General features: G+C 39.6%; 24 protein-coding genes. 12 read left to right on the top strand and 12 right to left on the bottom strand.

All coding sequences use genetic code 11. From position 1 onward, the window contains the following. The first annotated feature begins 141 nt into the window (after nt 1-141). Nucleotides 142-429: a nucleotidyltransferase domain-containing protein gene (locus tag RG47T_RS21910; protein WP_074491761.1), complete on the top strand. Its 288-nt coding sequence runs from the start codon at nt 142-144 to the stop codon at nt 427-429. Next, nucleotides 419-1,879, top strand: coding sequence for a hypothetical protein (locus tag RG47T_RS21905; protein ID WP_074491759.1), 1,461 nt, complete (start codon nt 419-421; stop codon nt 1,877-1,879). Before RG47T_RS21910 ends, RG47T_RS21905 begins: the two co-directional genes overlap by 11 nt. Nucleotides 1,880-1,926: 47 nt before the next feature. Here the strand turns inward: RG47T_RS21905 and ffh are convergent, their stop codons facing one another. Further along, complete coding sequence (gene ffh / locus RG47T_RS21900; protein ID WP_074491757.1) at nt 1,927-3,255, bottom strand: signal recognition particle protein; 1,329 nt, start codon at nt 3,253-3,255, stop codon at nt 1,927-1,929. A 154-nt stretch (nt 3,256-3,409) separates the two neighbouring features. Here ffh and RG47T_RS21895 point away from each other — a divergent pair, with 154 nt between their 5' ends. Beyond that, on the top strand, nt 3,410-5,863 hold the full coding sequence (locus RG47T_RS21895) for a DUF5916 domain-containing protein (RefSeq protein WP_074491754.1): 2,454 nt from the start codon (nt 3,410-3,412) through the stop codon (nt 5,861-5,863). A gap of 1 nt (nt 5,864) precedes the next feature. On the opposite strand, the gene RG47T_RS21890 is transcribed toward RG47T_RS21895, so the two are convergent. From RG47T_RS21890 to RG47T_RS25830, 7 genes are all read right to left on the bottom strand, one after another. Continuing rightward, on the bottom strand, nt 5,865-6,905 hold the full coding sequence (locus tag RG47T_RS21890; protein WP_245770826.1) for a DUF3078 domain-containing protein: 1,041 nt from the start codon (nt 6,903-6,905) through the stop codon (nt 5,865-5,867). Between the two features lie 90 nt (nt 6,906-6,995). Next, nucleotides 6,996-7,346 carry a hypothetical protein gene (locus RG47T_RS21885; RefSeq protein WP_245770825.1) on the bottom strand — a complete coding sequence of 117 codons (351 nt, stop codon included), beginning with the start codon at nt 7,344-7,346 and terminating at the stop codon, nt 6,996-6,998. Beyond that, a complete protein-coding gene (locus tag RG47T_RS21880) occupies nt 7,336-8,136 on the bottom strand; it encodes a peptidase associated/transthyretin-like domain-containing protein (protein ID WP_074491752.1) in 801 nt (266 codons plus the stop codon). Before RG47T_RS21880 ends, RG47T_RS21885 begins: the two co-directional genes overlap by 11 nt. A gap of 27 nt (nt 8,137-8,163) precedes the next feature. Beyond that, complete coding sequence (locus RG47T_RS21875; protein ID WP_074491750.1) at nt 8,164-9,036, bottom strand: glucosaminidase domain-containing protein; 873 nt, start codon at nt 9,034-9,036, stop codon at nt 8,164-8,166. Between the two features lie 60 nt (nt 9,037-9,096). Beyond that, nucleotides 9,097-9,624, bottom strand: coding sequence for a glucosaminidase domain-containing protein (locus RG47T_RS21870; protein ID WP_074491748.1), 528 nt, complete (start codon nt 9,622-9,624; stop codon nt 9,097-9,099). Nucleotides 9,625-9,627: 3 nt separating this feature from the next. Continuing rightward, nucleotides 9,628-10,266 carry an O-methyltransferase gene (locus RG47T_RS21865; RefSeq protein ID WP_074491746.1) on the bottom strand — a complete coding sequence of 213 codons (639 nt, stop codon included), beginning with the start codon at nt 10,264-10,266 and terminating at the stop codon, nt 9,628-9,630. 150 nt (nt 10,267-10,416) lie between these two features. Then, nucleotides 10,417-10,695, bottom strand: coding sequence for a hypothetical protein (locus RG47T_RS25830; protein WP_091690932.1), 279 nt, complete (start codon nt 10,693-10,695; stop codon nt 10,417-10,419). Nucleotides 10,696-10,823: 128 nt separating this feature from the next. Between RG47T_RS25830 and RG47T_RS21860 the strand changes: the two genes are divergently transcribed. Continuing rightward, the gene (locus RG47T_RS21860; protein ID WP_074491744.1) at nt 10,824-11,462 is read left to right on the top strand and encodes an NAD(P)-dependent oxidoreductase; all 639 of its coding nucleotides are present in this window, start codon (nt 10,824-10,826) and stop codon (nt 11,460-11,462) included. A 137-nt stretch (nt 11,463-11,599) separates the two neighbouring features. Here the strand turns inward: RG47T_RS21860 and ruvX are convergent, their stop codons facing one another. Continuing rightward, nucleotides 11,600-12,016 carry a Holliday junction resolvase RuvX gene (gene ruvX / locus RG47T_RS21855; RefSeq protein ID WP_074491741.1) on the bottom strand — a complete coding sequence of 139 codons (417 nt, stop codon included), beginning with the start codon at nt 12,014-12,016 and terminating at the stop codon, nt 11,600-11,602. A gap of 13 nt (nt 12,017-12,029) precedes the next feature. After that, complete coding sequence (locus RG47T_RS21850) at nt 12,030-12,485, bottom strand: immunity 26/phosphotriesterase HocA family protein (RefSeq protein ID WP_074491739.1); 456 nt, start codon at nt 12,483-12,485, stop codon at nt 12,030-12,032. Between the two features lie 121 nt (nt 12,486-12,606). Between RG47T_RS21850 and RG47T_RS21845 the strand changes: the two genes are divergently transcribed. From RG47T_RS21845 to RG47T_RS21825, 5 genes are all read left to right on the top strand, one after another. Next, complete coding sequence (locus tag RG47T_RS21845; RefSeq protein WP_074491737.1) at nt 12,607-13,749, top strand: DNA polymerase III subunit; 1,143 nt, start codon at nt 12,607-12,609, stop codon at nt 13,747-13,749. A gap of 1 nt (nt 13,750) precedes the next feature. Next, entirely contained in the window at nt 13,751-15,139 is a 1,389-nt protein-coding gene (locus RG47T_RS21840) for a PSP1 domain-containing protein (protein ID WP_083627491.1), read from the top strand. 16 nt (nt 15,140-15,155) lie between these two features. Next, complete coding sequence (locus tag RG47T_RS21835) at nt 15,156-15,641, top strand: gliding motility lipoprotein GldH (RefSeq protein WP_074491733.1); 486 nt, start codon at nt 15,156-15,158, stop codon at nt 15,639-15,641. A 175-nt stretch (nt 15,642-15,816) separates the two neighbouring features. Beyond that, nucleotides 15,817-17,184 (top strand): DNA recombination protein RmuC, encoded by a 1,368-nt coding sequence (locus RG47T_RS21830; protein WP_074491731.1) that lies wholly within the window; start codon nt 15,817-15,819, stop codon nt 17,182-17,184. A 43-nt stretch (nt 17,185-17,227) separates the two neighbouring features. Further along, nucleotides 17,228-17,968: a hypothetical protein gene (locus RG47T_RS21825; RefSeq protein WP_074491729.1), complete on the top strand. Its 741-nt coding sequence runs from the start codon at nt 17,228-17,230 to the stop codon at nt 17,966-17,968. Nucleotides 17,969-18,047: 79 nt separating this feature from the next. Here RG47T_RS21825 and thiL read toward each other — a convergent pair whose 3' ends face one another. Beyond that, on the bottom strand, nt 18,048-19,088 hold the full coding sequence (thiL, locus tag RG47T_RS21820) for a thiamine-phosphate kinase (RefSeq protein WP_074493654.1): 1,041 nt from the start codon (nt 19,086-19,088) through the stop codon (nt 18,048-18,050). A 158-nt stretch (nt 19,089-19,246) separates the two neighbouring features. Between thiL and RG47T_RS21815 the strand changes: the two genes are divergently transcribed. Together RG47T_RS21815 and RG47T_RS21810 are read left to right on the top strand one after the other, a co-directional pair. Continuing rightward, nucleotides 19,247-20,677: a DNA/RNA non-specific endonuclease gene (locus RG47T_RS21815; RefSeq protein ID WP_074491727.1), complete on the top strand. Its 1,431-nt coding sequence runs from the start codon at nt 19,247-19,249 to the stop codon at nt 20,675-20,677. 87 nt (nt 20,678-20,764) lie between these two features. Continuing rightward, nucleotides 20,765-21,292: a hypothetical protein gene (locus RG47T_RS21810; protein WP_074491725.1), complete on the top strand. Its 528-nt coding sequence runs from the start codon at nt 20,765-20,767 to the stop codon at nt 21,290-21,292. A gap of 80 nt (nt 21,293-21,372) precedes the next feature. Here RG47T_RS21810 and nadA read toward each other — a convergent pair whose 3' ends face one another. Next, nucleotides 21,373-22,365, bottom strand: coding sequence for a quinolinate synthase NadA (gene nadA / locus RG47T_RS21805; protein WP_074491723.1), 993 nt, complete (start codon nt 22,363-22,365; stop codon nt 21,373-21,375). Nucleotides 22,366-22,775: 410 nt separating this feature from the next. On the opposite strand from nadA, the gene nadB reads away from it, so the two are divergent. Beyond that, nucleotides 22,776-24,368, top strand: coding sequence for an L-aspartate oxidase (nadB, locus tag RG47T_RS21800; protein WP_074491721.1), 1,593 nt, complete (start codon nt 22,776-22,778; stop codon nt 24,366-24,368). Nucleotides 24,369-24,652: the final 284 nt, after the last annotated feature.

Genomic DNA, 24,652 nt, shown 5'->3' with positions numbered 1-24,652 from the left:
AGCCCCCTAAAGGGGGAGCAGGAGTTTGATTTCATATTTCTTTAAACAATACCGGCTGCGATATAATCGCAGCCGGTATTGTTTATTAAACGATAATTGCCTTGGGCTTTCGTTAGTCTTAATAAATTTTTATATTAGAATATGATCCTTGAGAACAAATTCCCTTTGCCTAATTTGGATGTTTTAAAAGTTTATTTATTTGGAAATTACAATGCGTCTTCTAAAAACGATATAGATCTGCTGATAATTTGCGATGATTTTGATGGAGTTTCAAGAATGAAGAGAATGGAAAAAGTCTTGTTAAACTTTTCAGATGAAAAAGTAGATCCCGTTTGCATTACATCAAATGAATTTACAAGGCTACTTCAGCAAAAAAGCTTATTTATAACAATAGCCCTTAAAAAATCTCTTTTGATTTATGAAAAATAGTGTTGAAGATATACTTCAAAAATTTATTAACACAGCTGTCGATTTTATCGGTGAAATTGTAGAAAATAATAGCGGGTATAAACCATTATCATATAATAACAGAAGAGATGTCAACGAAACATTAGAGGCATTTTACCAGCTACTATCCCTTGATATAATTAATCCGGAAGATAACGTAGCCTTAAAAATGATTTTCAAATCGGGAGAACATGTTATACATGAAAAATTATTACATTTTGGAAATTATTATTACTCTAAACAAAAATTAATACATTCTGAATTATTTGAAAAGGAAGAATCTTTAAGAAGAACAAATGTAGAGACAGCCTCTATGTTAGCGCGTATTCGCGCTTATCAACTTCACATAGAGGGTATTGGCGGTTCAACTGATGACTATTTTATTGAAAGGATGCCCAAGTTGCTTGATGGAATTTCCTTTATTATAAATAAAAATATATCCGAAGTTTATTTGCCGGCTTTTTATAATCTTCTAAACCTCCACAACACACTTATAAAATACATTGAATCAGAGCATCCGACCTTTCGTTCTGCGATAAACGAGCTTCAAAAAAAAGTTATTGTTTTAATAGATAAATTGGCAACAAGACAGGAAATCATAAATATTATAAGTAAAAACATTTCTATCTCCCTCTTCTATGACCAATATTTATTTTTTAAAGATTCCTTATCCGGTATTGATTATTCTTTAAAAAATAAATTTAATCAGGACTTTGATCACTTTACCATATCGCAAAAATTAAGGGCTTTAACTAGCTGGAGTATCTTAGACCATACCTTCTTTTTTAAAAACGTTCATTCTGTTCTAACTGAGATTCAATACTCTCAAAATTTGAGTATTGCCGATTCCGCGTTGGGAATTCGTGTTATTTCTTTTTATTTAAAGAAAACATCGGTAGAGTTGTTAGACGTAAAAGTTCCTTTAAAAAACCCGGGGCTTGATATCGGTACTGAATTAAAAAACATTTTTAATGGAATAGACCAAATAGCAAAGATTACACTTACAGAAAACGAAAAAAATCTTTTGTATTCCTATAATGACTCTCAATTGCGCGAAAAAGTTGCCGCATGCATCATAAATGTTCCTATCAATGAAATTGATCGAGAGATGAGAAAACCCCATGGAGTCTCCGAGATTTCAGATATGGAATTAAAAGTCAATATAAACGGGAAGAGATCTTATTTATGTATGCCTTTCAAAACTGGAAAAGAAGTTAACGCTAATTCTGTTTCTATAGATGTATTTTATCAAATTCTTCGCCCTTTTTTTCACTTTGATAATTGTGCTGTAGTTTTTATAACCGCAAAAAGTTGTTCACAAAATCTTATGAATGAGATCAAAAGGGCTCAAGACAAATATGAATTTTCAATAGAGGTTATTGAAAATTTTCAATTGGCTAAACTTTTGAAATTTAACAATCAACTAAATTGAAGCAGTGAGGCGAATTCTTAAGCTGCCTCACTGCTTCAATTTGAAAATTACATCTTAGGCATTCTGCGCATCATATTGGCCATGGCGGCAGGGTTGCTCATTTGTTTCATCACCTTACGCATGTCTTCAAACTGCTTAATCAGCCGGTTAACTTCGTTAATGTCCGTGCCCGATCCTTTAGAGATCCTTGCACGGCGGCTTTGGTTAATGCTGTCGGGGTTTTCTTTCTCAAACGGGGTCATTGATTGTATAATGGCTTCAATGGCTTTAAACGCATTGTCATCCACCTCTACGTCTTTCATCATTTTGCCAACGCCCGGTATCATGCCCATCAGATCTTTCATGTTACCCATTTTCTTGATCTGCTGTATCTGGCTGTAAAAATCGTTGAAGTCGAATTTATTCTTGCGGATCTTCTTTTGCAGTTCGGCAGCCTGCTTTTCGTCAAACTGCTGTTGTGCACGTTCTACCAAAGATACAACGTCGCCCATTCCCAAAATACGGGAAGCCATCCGATCCGGGTGGAAAACGTCCAACGCTTCCATCTTCTCGCCGGTACCGATGAATTTTATCGGCTTTTCTACAACAGATTTGATTGATAGGGCAGCACCACCACGGGTATCACCATCCAGTTTTGTTAAAACTGCACCGGTAAAATCTAAACGATCATTAAATACCTTAGCTGTGTTCACCGCATCCTGGCCGGTCATGGCATCCACCACAAACAAAATTTCGTGTGGTTTGGTAGCTGCCTTAACGCGCTCAATCTCCTGCATCATGGCTTCATCAATAGCCAATCGACCGGCGGTATCAATAATTACCACATTGTTGCCGTTGGCCTTAGCCTGTGCAATACCTTCTAAGGCAATAGCCACCGGGTCTTTCGATTCGCGGTTAGCGTATACCGGTACGCCTATCTGCCCACCCAAAACTTCCAGCTGGTCAATAGCCGCAGGGCGGTAAATATCATCAGCAACCAGTAGGGGTTTCTTTTTTAATTGTGTTTTAAGATAGTTGGCCAGCTTACCTGTAAAGGTGGTTTTACCCGCACCGTTTAAGCCCGCAATTAAAATGATGGTCAGCGGAGCAGATAAGTCCAGCTCGGCTGTGCTGCCACCCATTAACTGGGTAAGCTCATCATTCATGATCTTGGTAAGCAACTGCCCCGGCGAAATAGTAGTTAATACGTTTTCACCCAATGCCTTTTGCTTTACATCATCTGTAAATGCTTTTGCAGTTTTATAGTTAACGTCGGCATCCAGTAAGGCTTTTCTAATTTCCTTCATGGTTTCGGCCACGTTTATCTCACTAATGCTTCCTTGTCCTTTTAGAACCTTAAATGCCCTGTCGAGCTTATCCGAAAGATTTTCAAACATATCTGGTCAACCTCTTTTATCTCAGTTTTTTGAGGATACAAAGTTATGATTTTGAATTTATTCCGCTCTATCAATTTACGCTATGAGAATTTTAATTATCGAAGTGTAACATTTTGTTATAAAAGAGCATCTTATATCCTGTTGCTGACCAATTATGATGTCCCGGTTTTACACCCTTTCTTTTGTATTATTCATCGGTTTTTCTGCCTTTGCACAACCTGTTGTAAAAAAGCTGAATGCTGTAAAAACATCCTCTGCGCCAAAAATTGATGGTGTTTTGGATGATGAGGTTTGGAAAAATGTACCCACAGCAACAGATTTTGTAGAGCTTAACCCAACTGCAGGCCGGCACGAAATACCGGAAGAACGCACCGAAATAAAAATAATTTACGACAACGATGCTATTTATGTTGGCGCTAGGATGTATGAAACATCGGCCGATAAAGTAGCCCGGGAGTTAACCACCCGCGACAATATTGCAAATGATGATTTGATAGGCATAGTACTGGATACCTACCTGGACCGCATTAATGCCAGCGGATTTTATGTAACCGCAGCCGGTGTGCAGTTTGATGCCAAATACGCCAACCAGGGAAACGAAGATGCCACCTGGAATGCAGTATGGCTAAGCGCAGTAAAGGTTGATAACCAGGGCTGGACGGCTGAGTTTAAGATCCCTTACTCTGCACTGCGTTTTGCCAATAAGGATGTACAAACCTGGGGATTGAATTTTGTGCGGAAAAGGCAACGTGATCTCAAGCAACTATTTTGGAACGAAATTGACCCTAAGAAAAACGGCTTTATTAACCAGGAAGGGGAGTTAACCGGCTTAGCAAAAATTACCCCGCCGGTAAGGCTGGCTTTTTATCCGTATGCATCAACCTATGTAAACCATTACCCATACAATACCACCGGTGTGAAAAACACAACCAATTCTTTTAACGGAGGGATGGACGTTAAATACGGCATTAATGCCAGCTTTACGCTGGATATGACGCTTATTCCCGATTTTGGGCAGGTACAGTCAGACAACCGGATCCTAAACCTTACCCCGTTTGAGGTAAAGTATACCGAGAACCGGCCATTTTTTACCGAAGGAACGGAGTTGTTTAACAAGGGCAACCTGTTTTATTCCAGAAGGGTGGGTGGGCAGCCCATTGATTATGATAACGCTTCGGCTAATCTCCAGACCAACGAGGCAGTTGTAAAAAACCCAACCGAAACAAAATTATATAACGCCACGAAGTTTTCGGGGCGTACCAGTAGCGGGCTGGGTATTGGCGTTTTTAATGCGGTAAGCGCGCCTGCGTATGCCCTAATTCAGGATACTGTTACCAATAAGCAGCGCAAAGTAGAAACCAGCCCGGTTACCAATTACAATATCATTGTGCTGGATCAGAACCTGAAGAATAATTCGGCAGTAACATTTATCAATACCAATGTAAATCGTTTTGGTAAAGACTATAATGCAAATGTTGCCGGCTTTGTGTTCAGCCTCAATAATAAAAAGAACTCTTATAATTTAAGTGGTTACACCATGATGAGCAACCTCTTTTATACCGACCGCAAAACAACAACAGGTTACAGCTACGAATTAAACGGGGGCAAAACCCTCGGTAATTTTACCTGGAATATTGTTGAAGATCTGGTTGACAGCAAATACAGCTCGAACGATTTGGGTATATTGTTTAATAATAACTACTTCGACCATAATATAAACCTTAACTATAATAGCTATAAGCCCAAACGTTATTTTACATCGTGGGGTATTTACGGCGGTGTCTATTATTCGCGCAGGTATAAACCGGCAGCATACCAGGCCCTCAACTTTAACAGCGAATATTATTTTACGCTTAAAAGCTTATGGAAGGCCTACATTGACTTAAACCACCGCGCTGCCGGAAACGATTTTTATGAACCCAGGGTAGCCGGCCGTGTTTACCAAACGCCAGCCAGTAGTGGTATGGGTGCAGGTATAAACAGCAATACATCTAAAAGATTTTATGGCGGCGTATTTTACTTTTACCGTAAAATAAACCGCCTTAACGGGTATGGTTATGATGCCAACGCTTTTTACACTTACCGCATCAGTAATAAGTTTTCGTTTGGGCAAAATGTTACTTATAGCCCACGGGTAAATTATACGGGGTATTCCACAACAGATAGTGTGAGCGGCAATCCTGTATTTGCTTTACGCACCGTGCAAACTATTGAGAATATATTTAACCTCAAGTATACCTTTAACAATACCATGGGTTTAACCTTGCGGGCGCGCCATTATTGGAGTAAGTTAAATAATCATCAATATTATGACCTGGGGCAAAATGGCGCTTTGGATCCATTAACATCATCGCACTATAACCACGATAACGATCAGAATTTTAACACCTGGAACCTGGACATGATTTATGTGTGGGTATTTTCGCCGGGCAGCGAACTGAGTATAGCCTGGAAGGCTTCATCACAAACAGACAACGACCTGGCTAAAAATGGGTATTACTACAACCTGCACGATACCTTTGTACAGCCGCAAAACAATAACTTTTCGGTAAAAGTGCTTTATTACATAGACTATCAAAGCCTGCGCAAAAAGAAACTACACGCTTAATTTATGGGAACTTATACAACACCCCTAAAGCCAGGCCTTCGGTAGCTTGGATTTGGTCAGATGTATCCTTATCGTACAACGCGGTTGCATTGATGGTAACAGCAATTAACTTATTTACTTTGGCCGTAAGTGTCATATCTAAACGATGATCAATGTTTTGTAACGAACGGCCATATGGGATAAATAGCGCATAACGTGCATTTAAGTGCATATTGGTCATGATATCCTTATCATACGCAACAACACCCTGAAATGCCAATTCGTTAAAAAACGTCTGGCCTATTGGAACCCCATAATTTGTTGGCACGTGTAGGGCAATGGTTTTATCTAATACAAAAGTTTGCCGCGCAGTACCTGTACCCAAACGAATATCCCATACCTTATTTGGCTTATACTCAAAACCCATTGATTCGGTAACATAACCGGGCGACATAAAATTAGAGATGAGTAGCGGCGCGGTATTGTTAACATCATCATATTGAAAGCCCCGGTCAAATTGCGACTCAAAATCTAACGAGCCGAAGAAGTACCATTTTTTTGATAATTGCGTAGCTATTTTGTTATCAAAAAAGATTCTGTCGTTTGTTTTTCGGGCTGTTTGTCCCTTATTTTTTGACTTACCATAGAGCAAAATCAGTTCGCTTGTATAATCAAATGGCGACTTATTATATTCTGTTTTAAAATCAAAGTTACCACCCAGGGCAAGTGAATTAACTCCACCCCCTTTCCAGCTATTACTAAAAGCGGCCTGGTTTACATTAACACCAAAGGTAATCCACTTGCGCCAGTACGATACTTTATAATCAAGCATGCCTACCGGGATCAGGTTGGTTTCTATAACAAATGGTTTTACAATGATGGGTAATTGAAACCGGCGCTGGTCTATCCTGTACTTGTTAAGCCGGTTAGAGTCTATCTTAACGGTATCTATTCTTACCAGGCTATCTATTCGCCGCAAACTATCCAACCGCCGTAAGCTATCGGTATGATGCAGAAGGCTATCGGTAACCTGCGCTTTAGACTGCAGTGCTGCAGTAAGCATTAATAATAATAAAAGAGGGGTAAAGACGCTTTTAAACATTCAGTCGCAAATAAAAGCAAAAAAGCTTTTTTATTAAAAGTAAAAGTATAATTATAAATGTAATCCCTTTGTTATTAAATAAAAACGCCATGCCCAAAGCTTTCTTTTTACCAAATAATTGGCATGCTGCTCGTTTGCATAGGCCTCACGCTCAAAACATATTGCCCGATATGCCTTGTCATGATTTTTGTAAATAACATAATTTATTAAATAGTTTAGGGCATAAATTATATAAAACGGTATCACCAATAGTTCGGCTTCCTGCTTTAAATGGATGGTTTCATGCCTTATCAGCACGTCATCATCTAAAAACCTTTTATCACTAACCAATATAAACGGATACAAGGCCATACCGGCCACCTTTAAAAAAGGTACAACAACAACCGGGTATTTACTTTGCACTATCTGCTGCTATGTGTGGCAAAGGCGGCAAGGTATACCTCCTCGTAGGGTTGCGCATATACCTGTGGTAGTTTGCTTTTATGCTCGCAATAAAATCATAATCACTTGCGGTAACTACCATGTAATAACCTGGCCTGTACCGCTGCATAAACTCAGCCAACTTTGGTTCTTTTAAACCTGTAACATTGGCAACTAATGTTTTGTTAAAGCGATAGTCTATCACATTTTCGTGATAATCTCGCTCAATAACAGTTTTAAGATGCTCAGCATTACGGCCGCTGCGGCTAAATATATTCCACAAGGCATCAATACTAATACCTGCGCCACCACCCGGCGAAAAGCTCAAAATATCCCGGTCGCCTATTGATCCGTAAATTTTGGTATAATCCCTTTTAGTTGCTGCCAATCTTTCCTGCGGTGTTTTTAGCGTGTCGTGTATATCAACCTGGTTAAGCATAATACTGGTTGCTTTTAAGTAAACCAGTATAGAGCCCAGCGTTTTAACCGTTACAGTATCATTAGCGTAGTTAACCTTACTAAAAATTAACCGGTCGCCTGTTTTAACATTCAAATGAAATTCGGCCTGCAGGTTGTTATAAAGCGATTCTTTCGTTCTGGTATTTATAATATTTACCCGGGCTATCCGCTCTTTACTATCCTTATCAAACACAACACCATCCACCGGCTTTTGCTGTGCGGAGGCATTTAATACAACGCCAAATAAAAAAAAATAAATAAACCAGCTCTTACTCACAGCACCAAAACTAAACTTACAAGCCGTGGAAATCATAATTTTAACACAAATTAACAAGGCTAACTACCGGGCAACCACAAGTGTTTGCCCAATTTTAATATTATTATCAGCCATATTATTCAACGCTTTCAGTTCATCCACGGTAAGTCCAAAACGCCGGGAAATGTTATATAGTGTGTCGCCGGTAATAACGATGTACGTTTTATTAACGGGCGTAGCGGTTATTATCGAATCTTTTGTGGCCTGGCCAATGTTGTTATTAATTTCTGAAAGTACCCTATCTTCCCGTTTTACCTTCTGCACCTCATTCTCTGGCCGGTCAAAAGCATCCAATCCATATTTCTGGATCAGGTTGGTTAATAGCTGCGGATATTTTGGGTTGGTAGCATAACCGGCATCTTTTAAACCCTGCGCCCATCCCTGGTAATCGTTCTTATCAAGCTCGAATAAATGGGCATAACGTTTTCGCTTTAAAAATTCAGAATGGTCGCGGAAAGATTCTTCGGGATTGGCATAAACACGGAAACAATCGTTCACCTGGTCATCGTCTTTAAAATAGCTCCTGCCTTTCCATTCGCTATTGCACTTAATACCGAAGTGGTTGTTGGCATAACGGGCCAATTCGCTGTTGCCGGTGCCCGATTCAAATAAACCCTGCGCCAGGGTAATACTCGCCGGGATACCGTACAAGTTCATTTCCTGTATAGCAATGGCTTTAAAGCGGTCGATGTATTGGGCGGTAGTATAGGTGGTGTAACCGCCGGTTGGCTGTACAACTTGTTCTTTAACGCGCTCGTTATTTTGCTCGGCCTGTTTGTTGGATACCGTTGGAACGGGGGCCGGATAGTTTGGCCGGTTTTTATGGACTATCTTTCTGTGCGCCGAGCAAGCACTGGCAGCAATAGCAATAATTAAAAAAAGTGCTGTTTTACGCATCAAGCTAAATATTAGGGTTGGCTCCTAAAAACAAGTCCAAACTTAACATTTATCTCCGGGCTATTCCACATTTTTAGCCGGCTGTGGTTGCTCTTCTGGTTTTTCGTCATAAGTATTAAGCTGATATTTTTTTATCAGACCCAATACCTGCGCGCCCCATTTTTTGCTGCTGGCATATCCGCTGCGCTGTATGCCTTTTACCCAACCCAAATAATCATAATGATTTAAGTTGCCGGCTAAATGGCTAAACTGCTTGCGCTCTGTCATGATGCGGGCAAAATCCTGGAAAGAATCCATTGCCGAATCGTATTGTTTGTAGGATGAGTGTGTAGGCTTACGACCAGTATAAGATACAGGGCTTCTGCCTTTTACTCCAAAGTGATTGTTTTGTGTACGGGCTAATTTGCTGGTTCCGCTGCCAGATTCGTGCATGGCGATGGCCAAAACGATACTTGCTGGCACACCGCTTTCGTGCATAATGCGAATGGCATTATCTTTGAACTTGTCAATATAAGTTGATGAGGTGCTTTGTGCTGAAACAGCTGATGCGGAAATAACTAATGATACAATCAGTAGGATTTTCTTCATAATTTATTTTTTTCTGATGATCAGGATCCCATCTCTGACCGGTAGAATTAACTTTTCTACCCGGTTGTCAACAGCTATCTGATCATTTAGTTTGCGAAACATTTGTGTATCGGCATCTTTTGCGTCGCCATACACCTTTCCTTTCCACAATACATTATCAATTATAATTAAACCTGCCGGTTTTACTTTATCAATTACGCTTTCAAAGTATGCTAAATTGCTCTTTTTATCAGCGTCGATAAATACAAGATTAAATAAATTATTTTGAAACTCCAAAATTTTTGGCAGCGCATCACCAATATGCAGCCTTATTTTTTCGTCCATACCTGCTGATTTAAAGTTATTTAACAGTAGCTCTTCCATCTCGGCGTTCACCTCCAGCGTGTCCAGCATTCCGCCCTCAATAAGCCCCTCAGCCAGGCAAATGGCCGAATATCCGGTGAAGGCACCTATCTCCAAAATACGCTCCGGGCTAATCATTTTGCTCAGCATACTCAGCACCCGGCCCTGGTAATGGCCCGATAACATATTAGGCTTTAAAACCTTTAAATAAGTTTCACGGTTGATCTTTTTTAGCGCTTCCGGCTCCGGTTCGCAATGCGCATCAAGGTAGGCTTGCAAGCTTGGATCTAAAATTTCCATGAAGCAAAAGTAAGGAAGAGAGTCAAGAATCGAGAATCAGGAATCAAGACGAGCTGCACCAGTCGCTATTTTACCCGCCTTGTCGTATTGAGCGACAGCGAAATATCTTCTTCGCCCTGTAATGCCGCTACCCGTATCGAAGAAGATTCTTCACTGCTCCCGATAGCTATCGGGACTGAATGACAAATCTTTATTTCTCCACTTTGTCATATTGAGCGCTAGCGAAATATCTTCTTCGCCCTGTAATGCCGCCACGCGTATCGAAGAAGATTCTTCATTACATTCAGAATGACAAATTATATTATGCTCCCCCCGTTTTGTCATATTGAGCGACAGCGAAATATCTTCTTCGCTCTGTATTAAGGCCGTGCATATCGAAGAAGATTCTTCGCTGCGTTCAGAATGACAAAAAATAATGATTACCTTCATACCATTCTACTGTCTTTATAAAATATCATTCTACCCAGGCGGCAATTACCAGATCGCCTTGCCACTGCATTGATTTTCATTCAATGCCCATTTCACTACTTTTTCCAAATTTTATAAAGACAATCCTCATGGATCAAAAACATACTGTTGCCTTATTAGGCGCAACCGGTAAAGCCGGAACATATATCCTCCAAGCATTATTGAATAATGGCTATGCTGTAAAAGCACTCATCCGCAAACCAAACGAATACACCGTCAGCCATCCCTTACTAAAAATTGTACCCGGAGATATTAAAGAGCCGGAAACTGCACGCCAACTTATCAAAGGTTGCGAGGCGGTAATAGCGGCCATCGGTCCACGAAAAGATGAGCCTTTGATATCAAGTTTATCTACAGTCAATATCCTGAAAGCAATGGGAGAGTTCGGAATTAAACGCTACATCTCCTTAGCAGGATTAAACCTCGACATACCGGCCGATAACAAAAGCGAGGCCAACAAAGCCAAATCCGACTGGATGCGCCAGAACTTTCCCGATGCTGTGGCTGATCGCCAAAAGGCTTATGATATTTTGGTTAAAAGCGATGTGAACTGGACGATGATTCGCTTACCCTGGATTGAGCAGACCGATGAAAGGAGGGGGGTAACAATTGACCTGCAAGATTGCCCAGGCGAAAAAATAAGCACTACTGATCTGGCTGATTTTATGACTGGGCAAATTGAGGATAGAACATATTTGAGGGAAGCGCCATTTGTGGCGAGTTTGTAATTGCTGAGAACACACCCCTTATTAAAGTTGTTGCGATTTTCACTGTCCCTACAATTCCCCTCTCGAGAGGGGACGCACAGACATTCCAATTTGTAGTTGCGTTAATTGGGGTGTGTTTTTCAATATGAACGGGCTATTTACAAATACGCCTTCCGTTCCATCCACGATTGCAGCAAAATCGTGGCCGAAATATTATCAACCAAACCCTTATTTTGCCTTGCCTTTTTGTTGATGCCGCTTTGCAATATCACAGCCGAAGCCATTTTCGAGGTAAAGCGCTCGTCCATCATATCAATGGGTATTTCGGGGAAGGTTTTTTTCAACAAGTTCACAAAACCTTTTACGTGCGGTGCCGATTGCGAGGGGGTGTTATCCATTTGCTTGGGTTCGCCTACCACAAAACGTTCTACCTGCTCGGTGAGTAAATATTTTTTCAGGTAATCAATAATTTCGAGGGGATGGATGGTATCCAAACTATTGGCAATCATTTGCAAGGGATCTGTTACTGCAATACCGATACGCTTGGTACCATAATCAAAAGCCATTACTCTCATGTTCTGTTGTCGGTTATTTTATTTTTAGCTGTTCAACCCATTTATTGGGTCTTCCTTCAAAATGATCAATTATTCTTTCCTCTATGTGCTCTGGTTCCCAAACAGCTGATCTTTCAAGGCCAACACACTTGTCCTTTGTCACTTCTGTTATTACTCCCGTGTTAGGATTATATAACGAATAATTTCCTGGTGCCAATTGATCTTCTATGAATTTTAAGGGCATTGTTTGTAGTGAGAGTTCTAATTCGGCAACACCTATTTTCGTCCATCTATCTTTTGTTATTGCCGCTTTGTAAACAGCATTGATGAACAAAACGCTTTGTTTCTGAATTTCATTAATGTCAATTATCGGTTTTTCAGAATAAATATTATAAAATGAAAAATTTGCTTTTGGAAGTATTCGACCGTATGAATATTTTCCATTAGGAAGTTTTATCTCAAAAAAAGCTCCTTCTTTTCTAATTGCCATTTAGTTACGAGTTCTTGATACTACAAAGAACAAAGTTACTTTTTATCCGACAACTGATAACTGACAACCGACAACCGAATTATCCAATAACTGACAACCAAAAATTTATTACCTTGCACCAATGCAGTTTAAAGAAATAGTTGGACAGGCAAGCGTTAAACAACGGTTGATTAACTCGGTAAAGGAGAACCGGGTTAGCCATGCGCAACTATTTTTAGGGCCCGAAGGGTCTGGCGCGCTGCCTTTGGCGGTTGCTTATGCCCAATATGTGTCCTGCGAAGACAAACAAGCCGACGATTCATGCGGGATATGTTCGTCATGCCGCAAGTATCAGAAACTGATGCACCCCGATCTGCATTTTTCGTACCCTTTCTTCGCCAAACACAAAGATGATAACGCACTTACTTTTATTGAGCAGTGGCGCGATGCATTTTTGGCAAACTCGTATTTAAATCTCGACGTTTGGCGCGGTTATCTGGATGCCGAAAACAAACAGGCCAACATCAACATTGCCGAATGCCATCAAATCATTAAAAAACTCAGCTTCAAACCGTTCGAGTCTGAATATAAGATCCTGATTCTCTGGTTGCCCGAATACCTGGACAAAGCAGGCAACGCTTTGTTGAAGATAATCGAAGAGCCGCAACCAAATACACTGTTTTTGTTGGTAGCTCAAAACCAAGACCAGATCCTTAATACCATTTTGTCGCGTACCCAATTAATAAAGGTGCCGTGCTTAACTTATGATGATGTTAAGCATTACCTGATTGAAAATGGCCAGCCCAAAGCATTGGCCGAACAGGCTGCCTACCTAAGCAATGGCAACCTTACCGAAGCCTTGCAAATCCTGCAGCAGGATACCGATAACTACCATGCGCAGTTTGTACAGTGGCTCCGCATCTGTTTTGGAAACAAAGGTTTGGAAGCTATGAAAATGGTGGATGTATTGGCCAAACTTGGCCGCGAAAACCAGAAAAACTTTTTACGTTACGGAATAAGCTTTTTACGCGAGTGCTGTTTGCTACAAGCCGGCGTGCCCAACCTGGTACACCTGCCTGCCGATGAGCTGGAAACTGCTCAAAAAATGGCTACTGCTATACCCGTAAATGCCGCCGAAGCAATAACCGCCGAATTAGAAAAGGCGCACTATCATATAGAACGCAATGCGAACCCTAAAATTTTGTTTTTAGATGTATCTTTGCAAATTATTAAAATTCTTTTTTTTAAAACGCTCCCCAAGGGGACTCAATATATAAACAACTAATATGGGATGTGGAAGTTGCTCTACAGGAGGCGGATGCGCTCCTTCGGGCTGCAAAAGTAATGGCTCATGCCTAACCAATGGCTGCAGCAAACTCGATGTTTACGATTGGCTGGCACACATGGATATGCCAACCAACTACCGCGTTTTTCCGATAGTTGAGATCAAATTTAAAGGGTCGCGCAAGGACTTTTACCTCAATAACGACAATATTTACTTAGAAGCCGGCGAATTGGTAGTTACCGAAACTGCTACCGGCGGCTTTGATATAGGCCACGTATCTGTAACCGGCGAACTGGTTAGGATGCAGATGACTAAGCGACGTGTAAACGAAGCCGACGTTACCAAAAAGATATTCCGCAAGGCTACATCAGCCGATGTAGATAAATGGAAAGCCGCTAAAGATATGGAGTGGGAAACCATGCATAAGGCCCGTACGCTGGCTTTAGAACTTGGCCTGCAAATGAAAATTAGCGACGTAGATTACCAGGGTGATAAAAGCAAAGCCACGTTCTATTATACGGCCGAAGGCCGCGTAGATTTTCGCGAGCTGATTAAACGTATGGCCGAATCGTTCCGTATCCGTATCGAGATGCGCCAGATCGGGATGCGCCAGGAAGCCAGCCGCTTAGGTGGTATTGGTTCTTGCGGTCGCGAATTGTGCTGTTCTACCTGGTTAACCGATTTTAAAACGGTATCAACCTCAGCAGCCCGTTACCAAAATTTATCATTAAACACCCTGAAACTGGCCGGCCAATGCGGTAAGTTAAAATGCTGTTTAAACTACGAGCTGGATACTTACATGGATGCCTTAAAACACATCCCAGATAATGTAAATTATTTGAAAACCGAAAAAGGCGATGCCCGTTTGCAAAAAACAGACATCTTTAAAAAGCTAATGTGGTTTAGCTATCCGGGCGAAGAAAACTGGATTCCGTTGCACATTAGCCGTGTTAAAGAAATACAGCAATTAAACAAAGAAGGTATTAAACCAGAAGACCTGGGCGAAATTGTTGAGCTGGAAGAAAAAGCAGCTAAAGTACTGGATTACGAAAACGTAGTAGGACAGGATAGCTTAACCCGACTTGACGACCGGAGCCGCAACAGAAATAACAACAACAATAATAGCCGCAACAACAGGAACAAAAAGCCTAATCAGTCTGGCGGAAACCAACAACAGCAGCAACAACGGAGTCCAAATCCACAAAGGCAGCAACAACCCCCTGTGGTACGTAATGCCCCTGCTGCGCCCCAGGCAGAAGCTGGTGCAGATGGCGCCAAACCAGCCGAAGGACAAAGGAATAATAACCGCAGAAATAACCGTCGGCACAGGCCAAACCGTGGTGGAGGCGAAGGTAGCGGAACCGGAAATCAGCCTAAACCACAACAATAATCAGCAGATTTTAGCAATGAAAATGGCCGCTTATCCCCGGTTTTTATTAGCCCTTGTAATTGTGTTAACTGCCTTAAGCAGCTGTACCGATCCTAAATCTGTTTTTGATGAAAACACAGAGATCAGTAACAGAAACTGGTCGTACGTAAATAAGGTAAAGTATGATGTTAAAATAGATGATCCGTCTGTTTTGTATAACCTGTACATGAACTTGCGTGTAACCGGCGATTATAAATATGCCAACTTATTTGTGCTCATCAATCAGAAAGATGCCAAACACCCAAAACCTGCTGTAGTACGTTACGAATTAAAACTGGCCAACCCCGATGGTGAATGGCTGGGCCAGGGTACCGGTAATATATATAGCTATCAAACACTCTTCAAGCCACAATATAAGTTTCCCGAGAAGGGTATTTACCATTTCGAGATTGAACAAAACATGCGCGATAACCCATTGCATGAGGTGAGCGATGTGGGGTTAAGGGTGGAAAAGGTTCAGTAAGTACGGATCCATTTATAATATACTTTGTCATTCTGAGTGTAACAAAGAATCTTCTACGCGATACTTTTCAGTTGAAGAAGATTCTTCACTAGCGTTCAGAATGACAAATCGTTTCACTAATATTTTTACTAAAAGCTAAATTTTACTTACATTCGTTTGCTAATATTTTTATCAAATGAATATAATTGCTTTAGTTATATCTGCTATATTGCTAATAATAGCCGCAGTATTATTTATTAAATCGCAGCAAGCAGGTAAAGGTATTTCGGTTGATGAAATAACCCGTTTACAAGCAGAGAATAATACCCTTAACATTAGCCTGGCCCGGGCCGAAGAGAAATCATTGTGGATAACTTCTGAAAAAGAAAACATTACTGCTATTTATAAAGATGAGCAGGCCAGGCTAACGCACGATCTCCTACAAGAACGTAATAAACTGGCGCAGGCACTGCAAAACATTCAGCGTGCCGAAGCTTTCCATCAATCGCAGCAAGAAAAACTATTGGAACAAAAGGCCGAGCTGGAGCAAACCCGTACCCATTTTCAGCGGGAGTTTGAAAATATTGCCGAGAAACTGCTGAAAGAAAAATCAAAAGAATTTACAGATGTAAACCGCCATAATCTGGATGTGCTGCTTAATCCGTTGAAAGAAAATATTAAAGCTTTTGAGGAAAAGGTAGACAAGGTTTACCACACAGAAGCTGCGGAACGGAACATTTTAAAAGGTGTGATTACTCAGTTGATGGAATTGAATAAACAGATTAGCAGTGAAGCCCAAAATTTAACCAAAGCACTTAAAGGCGATAATAAAAAGCAGGGTAACTGGGGTGAGTTCATACTCGAAAAAGTTTTAGAACGCTCTGGCCTTACAAAAGATCGCGAATATCGTTTACAGGCCAGCCATCAATCTGCCGATGGTAACCGTTACCAGCCAGATGCCATTATAGACCTCCCAGACGATAAGCATTTAATTATTGATGCCAAGGTATCACTTATTGCTTACGAGCGCTTGGTGAACGCTGAAACAGAGGAAGAACGGAAGCTATACGCACGGGCCCATGTAGAATCGTTAAGAAACCATGTACAGGGTTTATCAGCCAAAAATTATCACGACTTAAATAAGCTGAACTCGCCAGATTTTGTGATGCTTTTTGTGCCGATAGAATCATCTTTTAGCTTCGCAGTGCAAATAGATGCAGATCTTTTTAGTGATGCCTGGGACAGAAGGGTGGTTATAGTAAGCCCATCAACTTTATTGGCAACCCTGCGCACCATTGCCAGCATGTGGAAACAGGAAAACCAGAACCGCAACGTAATGGAAATTGCCCGCCTAAGCGGCGAGATGTACGATAAGTTTGTTGGCTTTGTAAACGACCTTGAAAGCATCGGTAAAAACATCAAAGCCACCCAGGATAATTACGACAAAGCTTTTAATAAACTGGTTGATGGCCGTGGAAATTTAACGGTTACTGCCGATAAGATAAAAAGATTGGGCGCCAAAGCTAATAAGCAGATTGAAGCTAAATATTTGAGCGAAGAATAGTTATTTTCATATTTTCAAAATCAAAATAAAACCATTACTTATAATGAAACCAACCTTACTAATTCTTATTTCAATTGCGCTTGTGTCTTGCGGTAAAAAACACAATGACTTAATTACGAATAACATTAAAGGGAATGTTAGCCAAATAACCGAGAATGTTTATGAGGTAAGTGAAAAGTTTGGGGACTTACAAAAAGGAAAACTCAAGACCACTAACGTAATAAAATATAACGACGACGGAAACGTAACTGAATACAGAAGAATATCTATGCCGGATAGTATAAGCGGTAAAGAGGATAACTTTGAAACCTATCAATATAAAGATGGTAACAGAATTTCTTCAATAAATGGTAAAAGCCATAAAGTAGGCATAAGATATAACTACGATAATGATAAACTTATTGAAACAAATACTTACAACGATAATGGAAGTTTATCAATTAAGACCAAATTTAAATATAACGATGATGGCCTAATTGCAGAAGCAGATGAGTATGCAAGCACAGGTAGCTTAAACGGTCGTGTTATTAATAAATATACTGATAGTAAACAAATTAAAGAGCAAGATAAAATTACAGTTGATAACAAAGTTGAATCAGTAACCTGGTATAATTATGACGCAAAGGATATGCTTACAGGTTATAAATATAAATCTGGTACTTACACCGCCAATTACTTACTAAAGTTTTCTCTTTTCGAAAAAGATAATTGGCTAAAATTAGTTAACTATTATAACAGTAAACCTGAAACTTTGGTTGAACGCAAAATAGAATATTACAACTAAATATATATTAACTTAAAACGAAAAGGGTCGCTATTTTATAGCGACCCTTTTCGTTTTATATAACTTGTTAATGTTTAGATTATCCTTTAAAAGCATTCCAACCCTGCGCTGTCAACGCATGCACCTGGCCACTTTTCGAAATCAGGTTTTTACCTGCATTAGGCTCTGTAATGTAGCCGATAATACTTACATCAACATCATTCTTAATTTTATCGTAATCGGCTTGCTTAATGGTGAAGAGTAGTTCGTAATCTTCGCCGCCGCTTAATGCACAAACGGTAGGGTCTAAGCCAAATTCGCGGGCTGTTTCAAAGGTCATCGGGTCGATGGGAATCTTTTCTTCATATAAATTACACCCTTTATTGCTTTGCTTACAAATGTGCAATAACTCAGAAGCTAAACCATCTGAAACGTCTATCATCGAGGTTGGTTTTATGCCTCTCGATTTTAGCAGATCTACCACATCACGACGTGCCTCTGGTTTTAACTGGCGCTCGACTATATAGTCCTTACCTTCCAGATCGGGTTGAATTTGTGGGTTCTCGAGGTAAACCAATTTTTCGCGTTCCAACAATTGCAAGCCAACATAAGCACCGCCTAAATCACCACTTACACAAATCAGGTCGCCTTCTTCGGCTGTGCTACGGTAAGTAATATCTTTTTCATCAGCATAACCCAAAACAGTTACGCTAATAACCAACCCTTGTTTTGATGCCGAGGTATCGCCACCAATTAAATCAACATTATATTTGTCGCAAGCCAGGTAAATACCTTCGTAAAGTTCTTCAACGGCTTCTAACGGGAACTTGCTCGACATGCCTATTGATACAGTGATTTGCTCCGGGATGCCATTCATGGCATAAATATCACTCAGGTTTACCTGTACAGATTTATAACCCAAATGCTTTAATGGGGTATAAGCCAAATCGAAGTGTATCCCTTCTAACAACATATCTGTTGATACCAGCACTTTTTTATTTTTTGCATCAAGCACAGCGGCATCATCACCAATACCCTTAAAGGTTGTTGATTTACTTATAACAAAATTTTTAGTAAGGTGATCAATCAACCCAAACTCGCCTAATTCATGAAGGTTAGTCCTTTCCGTATTTTCAAACAGATCCATGCTGCAAAAATACAAAAGCTATTAGTCAAACAGGCTTATTTAAAAATTAACTAAAAGCTTACTTGTTCGTCATAATTTCACTAGGATAAAAATAATTAATATTAAGTTAACATTTAACATAGCACTTTCGTAAATATATATAAACCGTGTTTATGAAAATAAAAAATTTACTTGTTTTGGGAGTGCTTGCGTTCTCTATTGTAAGCTGTAAAAAAGACGATAAAAATGATCCAATAATCGATCCGGTTAAACCGGTAGTTCATTATGCCATTACCGAAAATTTTGACAGTGGCAGCAAAGGTTCTTACGCTAAAGCCGATGTTACATTAAGTACAGGTTCATGGAATTTTGACAATACATTAATAGGAAATTTAGCTGCTGATCTTAAAAATGGCGCACAATCTGTAAGGATGAAAACAGGTGGTATAACTATGAATTTTGATATAAACGGTTTACAAACACTGTATATTAAACATGGTAAATATGGCAGTGATGCTACATCTACCTGGCAATTATTTAAATCGACAGATGGGGGTACTACTTATACGCAGATAGGAACGGATATAACTGAAACTAATACCACTTTGGTAACAGATTCATTCCAGGTAGCATCTACAGGAAAAATACGTATCCAAATTAAAGATATAACTACCAGCACTACACCACGCATCAATATCGATGATATTACTTTTAAAGGTATAGGTGATCCCGGCATCACTTTGGGCATACCAGATACCAATCCAGTTGATACTGCCGGTACATCTGCTCCTTCGGCAGCGAGGGGAGTAATTGTTGGTACAGATGCCCCACCTCCAAGCGGAGATAACAGCGATCTTTTATTTGGTAACCCATCAAATGCACTTGCTTCGAGCGTAAGCGGAGATAATTACCTGATAGACCAGGGTTATTATACAGAATCATACAACAGTAGCCGGGCAACACCTAACTGGGTGAGCTGGCATTTAGATAATACGAATACCACCAACGTATCAGCTCGTTTAAATAATTTTGCGGCATTTTCCGGCCTTCCTCCCGGATTTTATGCAGTACAAAATACCAATTATTCCGGATCAGGATTTGATAGGGGGCACAACTGCCCGTCTGCAGATAGAACAAGTTCTTCTGATGCTAACTCGGCTACTTTTTTAATGACCAATATGATTCCACAGGCGCCTCAAAACAATCAACATCCCTGGGCCGACCTTGAAAATTATTTGCGCGAACAGGTAACTGAAGGTAACGAAGTTTACATTATTATGGGTAGTTATGGTACAGGCGGTAGCGGTAGTAGCGGTGGTACAACTACTACTATAAATAATGGCCATATAACAGTACCTAGTAATGTTTGGAAAGTTGCTTTGATTATACCAAAAGGCAACGGCGATTTACTTAGAGTAAGCAGCACAACAAGGGTAATTGCTGTTAATACACCTAACGTAAATACACTTAATCAAGACAAGGACTGGCTTAAATATATTGTTACCGTACGTGATATTGAAAAAGCCACAGGATACAATTTACTTTCTAACCTTCCGCAATCTGTACAGGATGCTATAGAAGTTAAAACAGATTCTGGAATATAATTTTTAGGATAATCAATTTAACAATAAAACACCGTTTGAGCTAAAATTCAAACGGTGTTTTTTTATCTTTAAGTAATATCAAGCCTTATGAAAAACAAATTTTTAATCTTTTTCATTGCAATAATTGCGGTCAGTAATTTTTCATTAGCACAACAACAAGACTTTGCATTGTCGGAGCATATATTTATTCTGACCCCAAATAGGAAGGTTAATATCGATGATATCAAAAGAAAATCTATCGTTTCACTTTTAGGAAAACCTCAAAAAATTAAGAAAGAGATGAGCGAAACTGACGGCTTACTAAGCGTTTACAGTTATCCTAACGGAGAAATTGATTTTGATGAAAATGGAAGCTTAAACAGTATAGAGATAAAAGGCACAGGTTGGGCTTTAATATTAAAAACAGAAAATAAACCCGAAAAATCTTTCAGCTTCAATTCTACTAACAATGATCTGTATTCTTATTTCAAGGGTTCATTTGATAAAAAACATCCAGATCAAGCAATGGTTTACATCAAATCAAAATCCGGAGAAATACATCCTTATACCTGGATAGTTTTTAAAATATCAAAAAGCCATATAAGCTCCATCATTTACGCATTTAATAATTACTAATAAAAAAGGCGATGAAACTTGATTTTCATCGCCTTTTTTATATTATGTTTTTTTACCGGGAAGTAATACCCTTTTTTAAATTATAGCCCCAGCTGTGCCGAAATTTCCAACATCCTTTCAATCGGTTTTACTGCTCTTGCAATAATATCTGCAGGCACAGTGATCTCCGGCGATTCGTTTTTAAGGCATAAATAAAGCTTCTCCAGCGTATTTCTCTTCATGTGTGGGCAATCGTTGCAGGCACAGGTATTATTTGGCGGAGCTGGGATAAAAACCTTATCCGGGTTATCCTTTTGCATCTGGTGTAATATGCCTGCTTCTGTGGCCACAATAAATTCTTTATCATCATGGTTGGTAGCGTATTTTAATATACCAGTTGTTGAACCAATATAATCGGCTATTTCCAGTATAGGTTCCTCACACTCCGGGTGTGCCAGCAGTTTGGCATTCGGGTAACGCTCTTTTAACTTCGTTATCTTTTCTCTCGAAAATATCTCATGCACCATACAGGCGCCGTTCCATAAAACCAGGTCGCGGCCTGTTTTTTCAGCCACATATCTACCTAAGTTCCTATCCGGGCCGAAGATAATTTTCTGATCTTTTGGTAAGCTCTCTACAATTTGTACCGCATTACTCGAGGTACAAACAATATCACTTAATGCCTTTAATTCTGCCGTACAATTTACATAGGTAATTACCAGGTGATCCGGGTAGTTCTCTTTAAACTTTTTAAACAAATGTGGCGGGCAACTATCTGCTAATGAGCATCCTGCTTTAATATCCGGCAATAAAACTTTTTTACTTGGCGATAATATTTTAGCAGTTTCGGCCATAAAATGCACCCCTGCAAAAACAATAATATCCGCATCTGTTTTAGCTGCTTCCTGCGATAGGCCAAGGCTGTCGCCAATATAATCGGCTATATCCTGTATATCTCCATCCTGGTAATAGTGTGCAAGTATAACTGCATTCTTCTGCTTTTTTAATTTTTCAATTTCATCAAAAAGGTCGAGCGTTGGATCGATGTATTCGTCTACAAAACCCCTGATATTTATTTCTTCGAAAGTATCCATTTTTGCACAGATCAATAAAAACAATAATTCTTATTAATATAAATCTTATTGTTTGTTATAGTGTTAGTAATGTGGAATGATGAACTGAAAATGATTTTGAAAAATGATTTATCACCACGTTATCCACATTTATGTTAATTAATTATTTACTTAAAGTACTCATTCTAAAATGCTTTTATAATCGAGCATTTTACTTTACCAATTTTAATGTTAATTGTTTAGTTGGTGGATAAATGTTAACGAAACGTCAGAAACGTAGTAAAAGTTTGTGATAAGTAGTTTCGAAAATAGGTTCTTCACAGGGTTATCCACACTTTTATATTTTTATAATTATTTATCACCGCAAAATTAACATCTTTTAATAGGGTTGTTAACACAAGTATTACTTTTACACATCTATTAGATGAATTATGACAAAAACTGTGGATTTCCTGGTAATAGGATCGGGTATAGCCGGATTGAGTTTTGCACTAAAGGCTGCAAAACACGGTAAAGTACTGATAGTTACCAAGGCAAATGAAGATGAATCTAACACTAAGTACGCCCAGGGGGGGGTTGCGGTGGTTGTGGATAAAAAAGATGATTCTTTTGAAAAACATATTGAAGACACATTAATTGCAGGCGATGGCCTGTGTGACCCTATTGCTGTGGAAGCAGTAGTTACCGAAGGGCCTGCGCGCATTCGGGAAATTATTGAATATGGGACTAATTTCGACAAAACTAATGAAGGGTATTACGACCTGGCTAAAGAGGGTGGGCACTCCGAATTTAGAGTACTGCATTATAAAGACATTACCGGTTTTGAAATTGAGCGATCACTTTTAGAGGAAATTCATAAAAACCCTAATATTGAGATCATTACACATTATTTTGCAGTTGACCTGATCACCCAGCATCACCTGGGCGAATTGGTAGGTAAGGCAAGTATAGATATTAAGTGCTTCGGTATTTACGCTTTAAATACGCTGACGGGTAATGTGGATAAGATTTTATCTAAAGTTACGGTAATGGCTTCCGGTGGGGCTGGCCATATTTATGCGATAACCACTAACCCAACCATTGCTACCGGCGATGGTGTGGCCATGGTATATAGGGCTAAGGGTAAGGTGCGTAATATGGAGTTTATTCAGTTTCATCCTACGGCTTTATATAATCCCGGTGACTATCCTTCATTTTTAATTTCAGAAGCCGTACGTGGCTTTGGTGGCATATTAAAGCGTTTAGATGGCAGCGAGTTTATGCAGGAGTATGATCCGCGTAAATCATTAGCTCCGCGTGATATTGTGGCCAGGGCCATAGATGCGGAGATCAAAAAATCGGGAGAAGATTTTGTATATCTTGATATAAGGCACCGTAATAAGGCAGATATATTGGCGCACTTCCCTAATATATATGCCAAGTGCCTGGACATTGGTATTGATATGACTAAGGATATGATCCCGGTTTCGCCGGCATGCCATTATATGTGTGGCGGTGTAATGGTAGATCATTGGGGCCGCTCATCCATCAGCAGGTTGTATGCGTGCGGCGAATGTTCATCAACCGGTTTACATGGTGCTAACCGTCTGGCTTCAAATTCACTATTAGAGGCATTGGTATTTGCACACCGTATTTATGAAGACGCGATGATCCAGTTTGAAAAATATGATATGCCCGAAGGTATACCTGACTGGAACGAGAATGGTGTTCAGCTCTCTAACGAAGATATCCTGGTTACGCACAACCTGCGCGAAATGCAGAAGTTAATGAATGACTATGTAGGTATCGTCCGGTCTGATTTTAGGTTAGAGCGTGCTATGCGGCGGCTACATTTATTGTATAAAGAAACAGAGTCGTTTTATAAACAGACCAAACTCTCAGTAAAGCTCTGTGAGCTGCGGAATTTGATCCAGGTATCTTACCTGGTGGTAAAATCGGCTTCGAGCCGTAAAGAGAGTAGGGGACTACATTTTACGACTGATTATCCGCAGCATGCTGATGTTTTGGAGGATACTGTATTTTAAATAGATGAAATCAAATAAAATTATAGATATAACTACACACACTATACTGGGAGTGTTTATTATGTTTTCTTTTTACTATCACTTTAGTTCCAATATATTTTTTTCTATAAATAACTATCTGGCAATTTTTTGTTGGGTAGTATCTTTATTTTTCATACTGTATAAAAGGACTTACCCGTTTGTATTATTAGAATTATTACTTTCTCTTTTTAATATTATAAATTTCAACTCAACAGTATACAAATTTGGATTCGTGCTGGGAGTAGGCATTGTAAGATATGAGC

The organism is Mucilaginibacter polytrichastri, assembly GCF_001911425.1.
Lineage (GTDB): Bacteria > Bacteroidota > Bacteroidia > Sphingobacteriales > Sphingobacteriaceae > Mucilaginibacter > Mucilaginibacter polytrichastri.
Note: the sequence above shows the minus strand (reverse complement) of the source record. Positions and strands in the feature narration are given on the sequence as shown.

What these genes read in the sequence shown, in the direction of transcription:
- RG47T_RS21910 (WP_074491761.1), top strand. Translation starts at nt 142, where the DNA reads ATGATCCTTGAGAACAAATTCCCTTTGCCTAATTTGGATGTTTTAAAA.
- RG47T_RS21905 (WP_074491759.1), top strand. Translation starts at nt 419, where the DNA reads ATGAAAAATAGTGTTGAAGATATACTTCAAAAATTTATTAACACAGCT.
- ffh (WP_074491757.1), bottom strand. Translation starts at nt 3,255, where the DNA reads ATGTTTGAAAATCTTTCGGATAAGCTCGACAGGGCATTTAAGGTTCTA.
- RG47T_RS21895 (WP_074491754.1), top strand. Translation starts at nt 3,410, where the DNA reads ATGATGTCCCGGTTTTACACCCTTTCTTTTGTATTATTCATCGGTTTT.
- RG47T_RS21890 (WP_245770826.1), bottom strand. Translation starts at nt 6,905, where the DNA reads ATGCTTACTGCAGCACTGCAGTCTAAAGCGCAGGTTACCGATAGCCTT.
- RG47T_RS21880 (WP_074491752.1), bottom strand. Translation starts at nt 8,136, where the DNA reads ATGATTTCCACGGCTTGTAAGTTTAGTTTTGGTGCTGTGAGTAAGAGC.
- RG47T_RS21875 (WP_074491750.1), bottom strand. Translation starts at nt 9,036, where the DNA reads ATGCGTAAAACAGCACTTTTTTTAATTATTGCTATTGCTGCCAGTGCT.
- RG47T_RS21870 (WP_074491748.1), bottom strand. Translation starts at nt 9,624, where the DNA reads ATGAAGAAAATCCTACTGATTGTATCATTAGTTATTTCCGCATCAGCT.
- RG47T_RS21865 (WP_074491746.1), bottom strand. Translation starts at nt 10,266, where the DNA reads ATGGAAATTTTAGATCCAAGCTTGCAAGCCTACCTTGATGCGCATTGC.
- RG47T_RS25830 (WP_091690932.1), bottom strand. Translation starts at nt 10,695, where the DNA reads ATGAAGGTAATCATTATTTTTTGTCATTCTGAACGCAGCGAAGAATCT.
- RG47T_RS21860 (WP_074491744.1), top strand. Translation starts at nt 10,824, where the DNA reads ATGGATCAAAAACATACTGTTGCCTTATTAGGCGCAACCGGTAAAGCC.
- ruvX (WP_074491741.1), bottom strand. Translation starts at nt 12,016, where the DNA reads ATGAGAGTAATGGCTTTTGATTATGGTACCAAGCGTATCGGTATTGCA.
- RG47T_RS21850 (WP_074491739.1), bottom strand. Translation starts at nt 12,485, where the DNA reads ATGGCAATTAGAAAAGAAGGAGCTTTTTTTGAGATAAAACTTCCTAAT.
- RG47T_RS21845 (WP_074491737.1), top strand. Translation starts at nt 12,607, where the DNA reads ATGCAGTTTAAAGAAATAGTTGGACAGGCAAGCGTTAAACAACGGTTG.
- RG47T_RS21840 (WP_083627491.1), top strand. Translation starts at nt 13,751, where the DNA reads ATGGGATGTGGAAGTTGCTCTACAGGAGGCGGATGCGCTCCTTCGGGC.
- RG47T_RS21835 (WP_074491733.1), top strand. Translation starts at nt 15,156, where the DNA reads ATGAAAATGGCCGCTTATCCCCGGTTTTTATTAGCCCTTGTAATTGTG.
- RG47T_RS21830 (WP_074491731.1), top strand. Translation starts at nt 15,817, where the DNA reads ATGAATATAATTGCTTTAGTTATATCTGCTATATTGCTAATAATAGCC.
- RG47T_RS21825 (WP_074491729.1), top strand. Translation starts at nt 17,228, where the DNA reads ATGAAACCAACCTTACTAATTCTTATTTCAATTGCGCTTGTGTCTTGC.
- RG47T_RS21815 (WP_074491727.1), top strand. Translation starts at nt 19,247, where the DNA reads ATGAAAATAAAAAATTTACTTGTTTTGGGAGTGCTTGCGTTCTCTATT.
- RG47T_RS21810 (WP_074491725.1), top strand. Translation starts at nt 20,765, where the DNA reads ATGAAAAACAAATTTTTAATCTTTTTCATTGCAATAATTGCGGTCAGT.
- nadA (WP_074491723.1), bottom strand. Translation starts at nt 22,365, where the DNA reads ATGGATACTTTCGAAGAAATAAATATCAGGGGTTTTGTAGACGAATAC.
- nadB (WP_074491721.1), top strand. Translation starts at nt 22,776, where the DNA reads ATGACAAAAACTGTGGATTTCCTGGTAATAGGATCGGGTATAGCCGGA.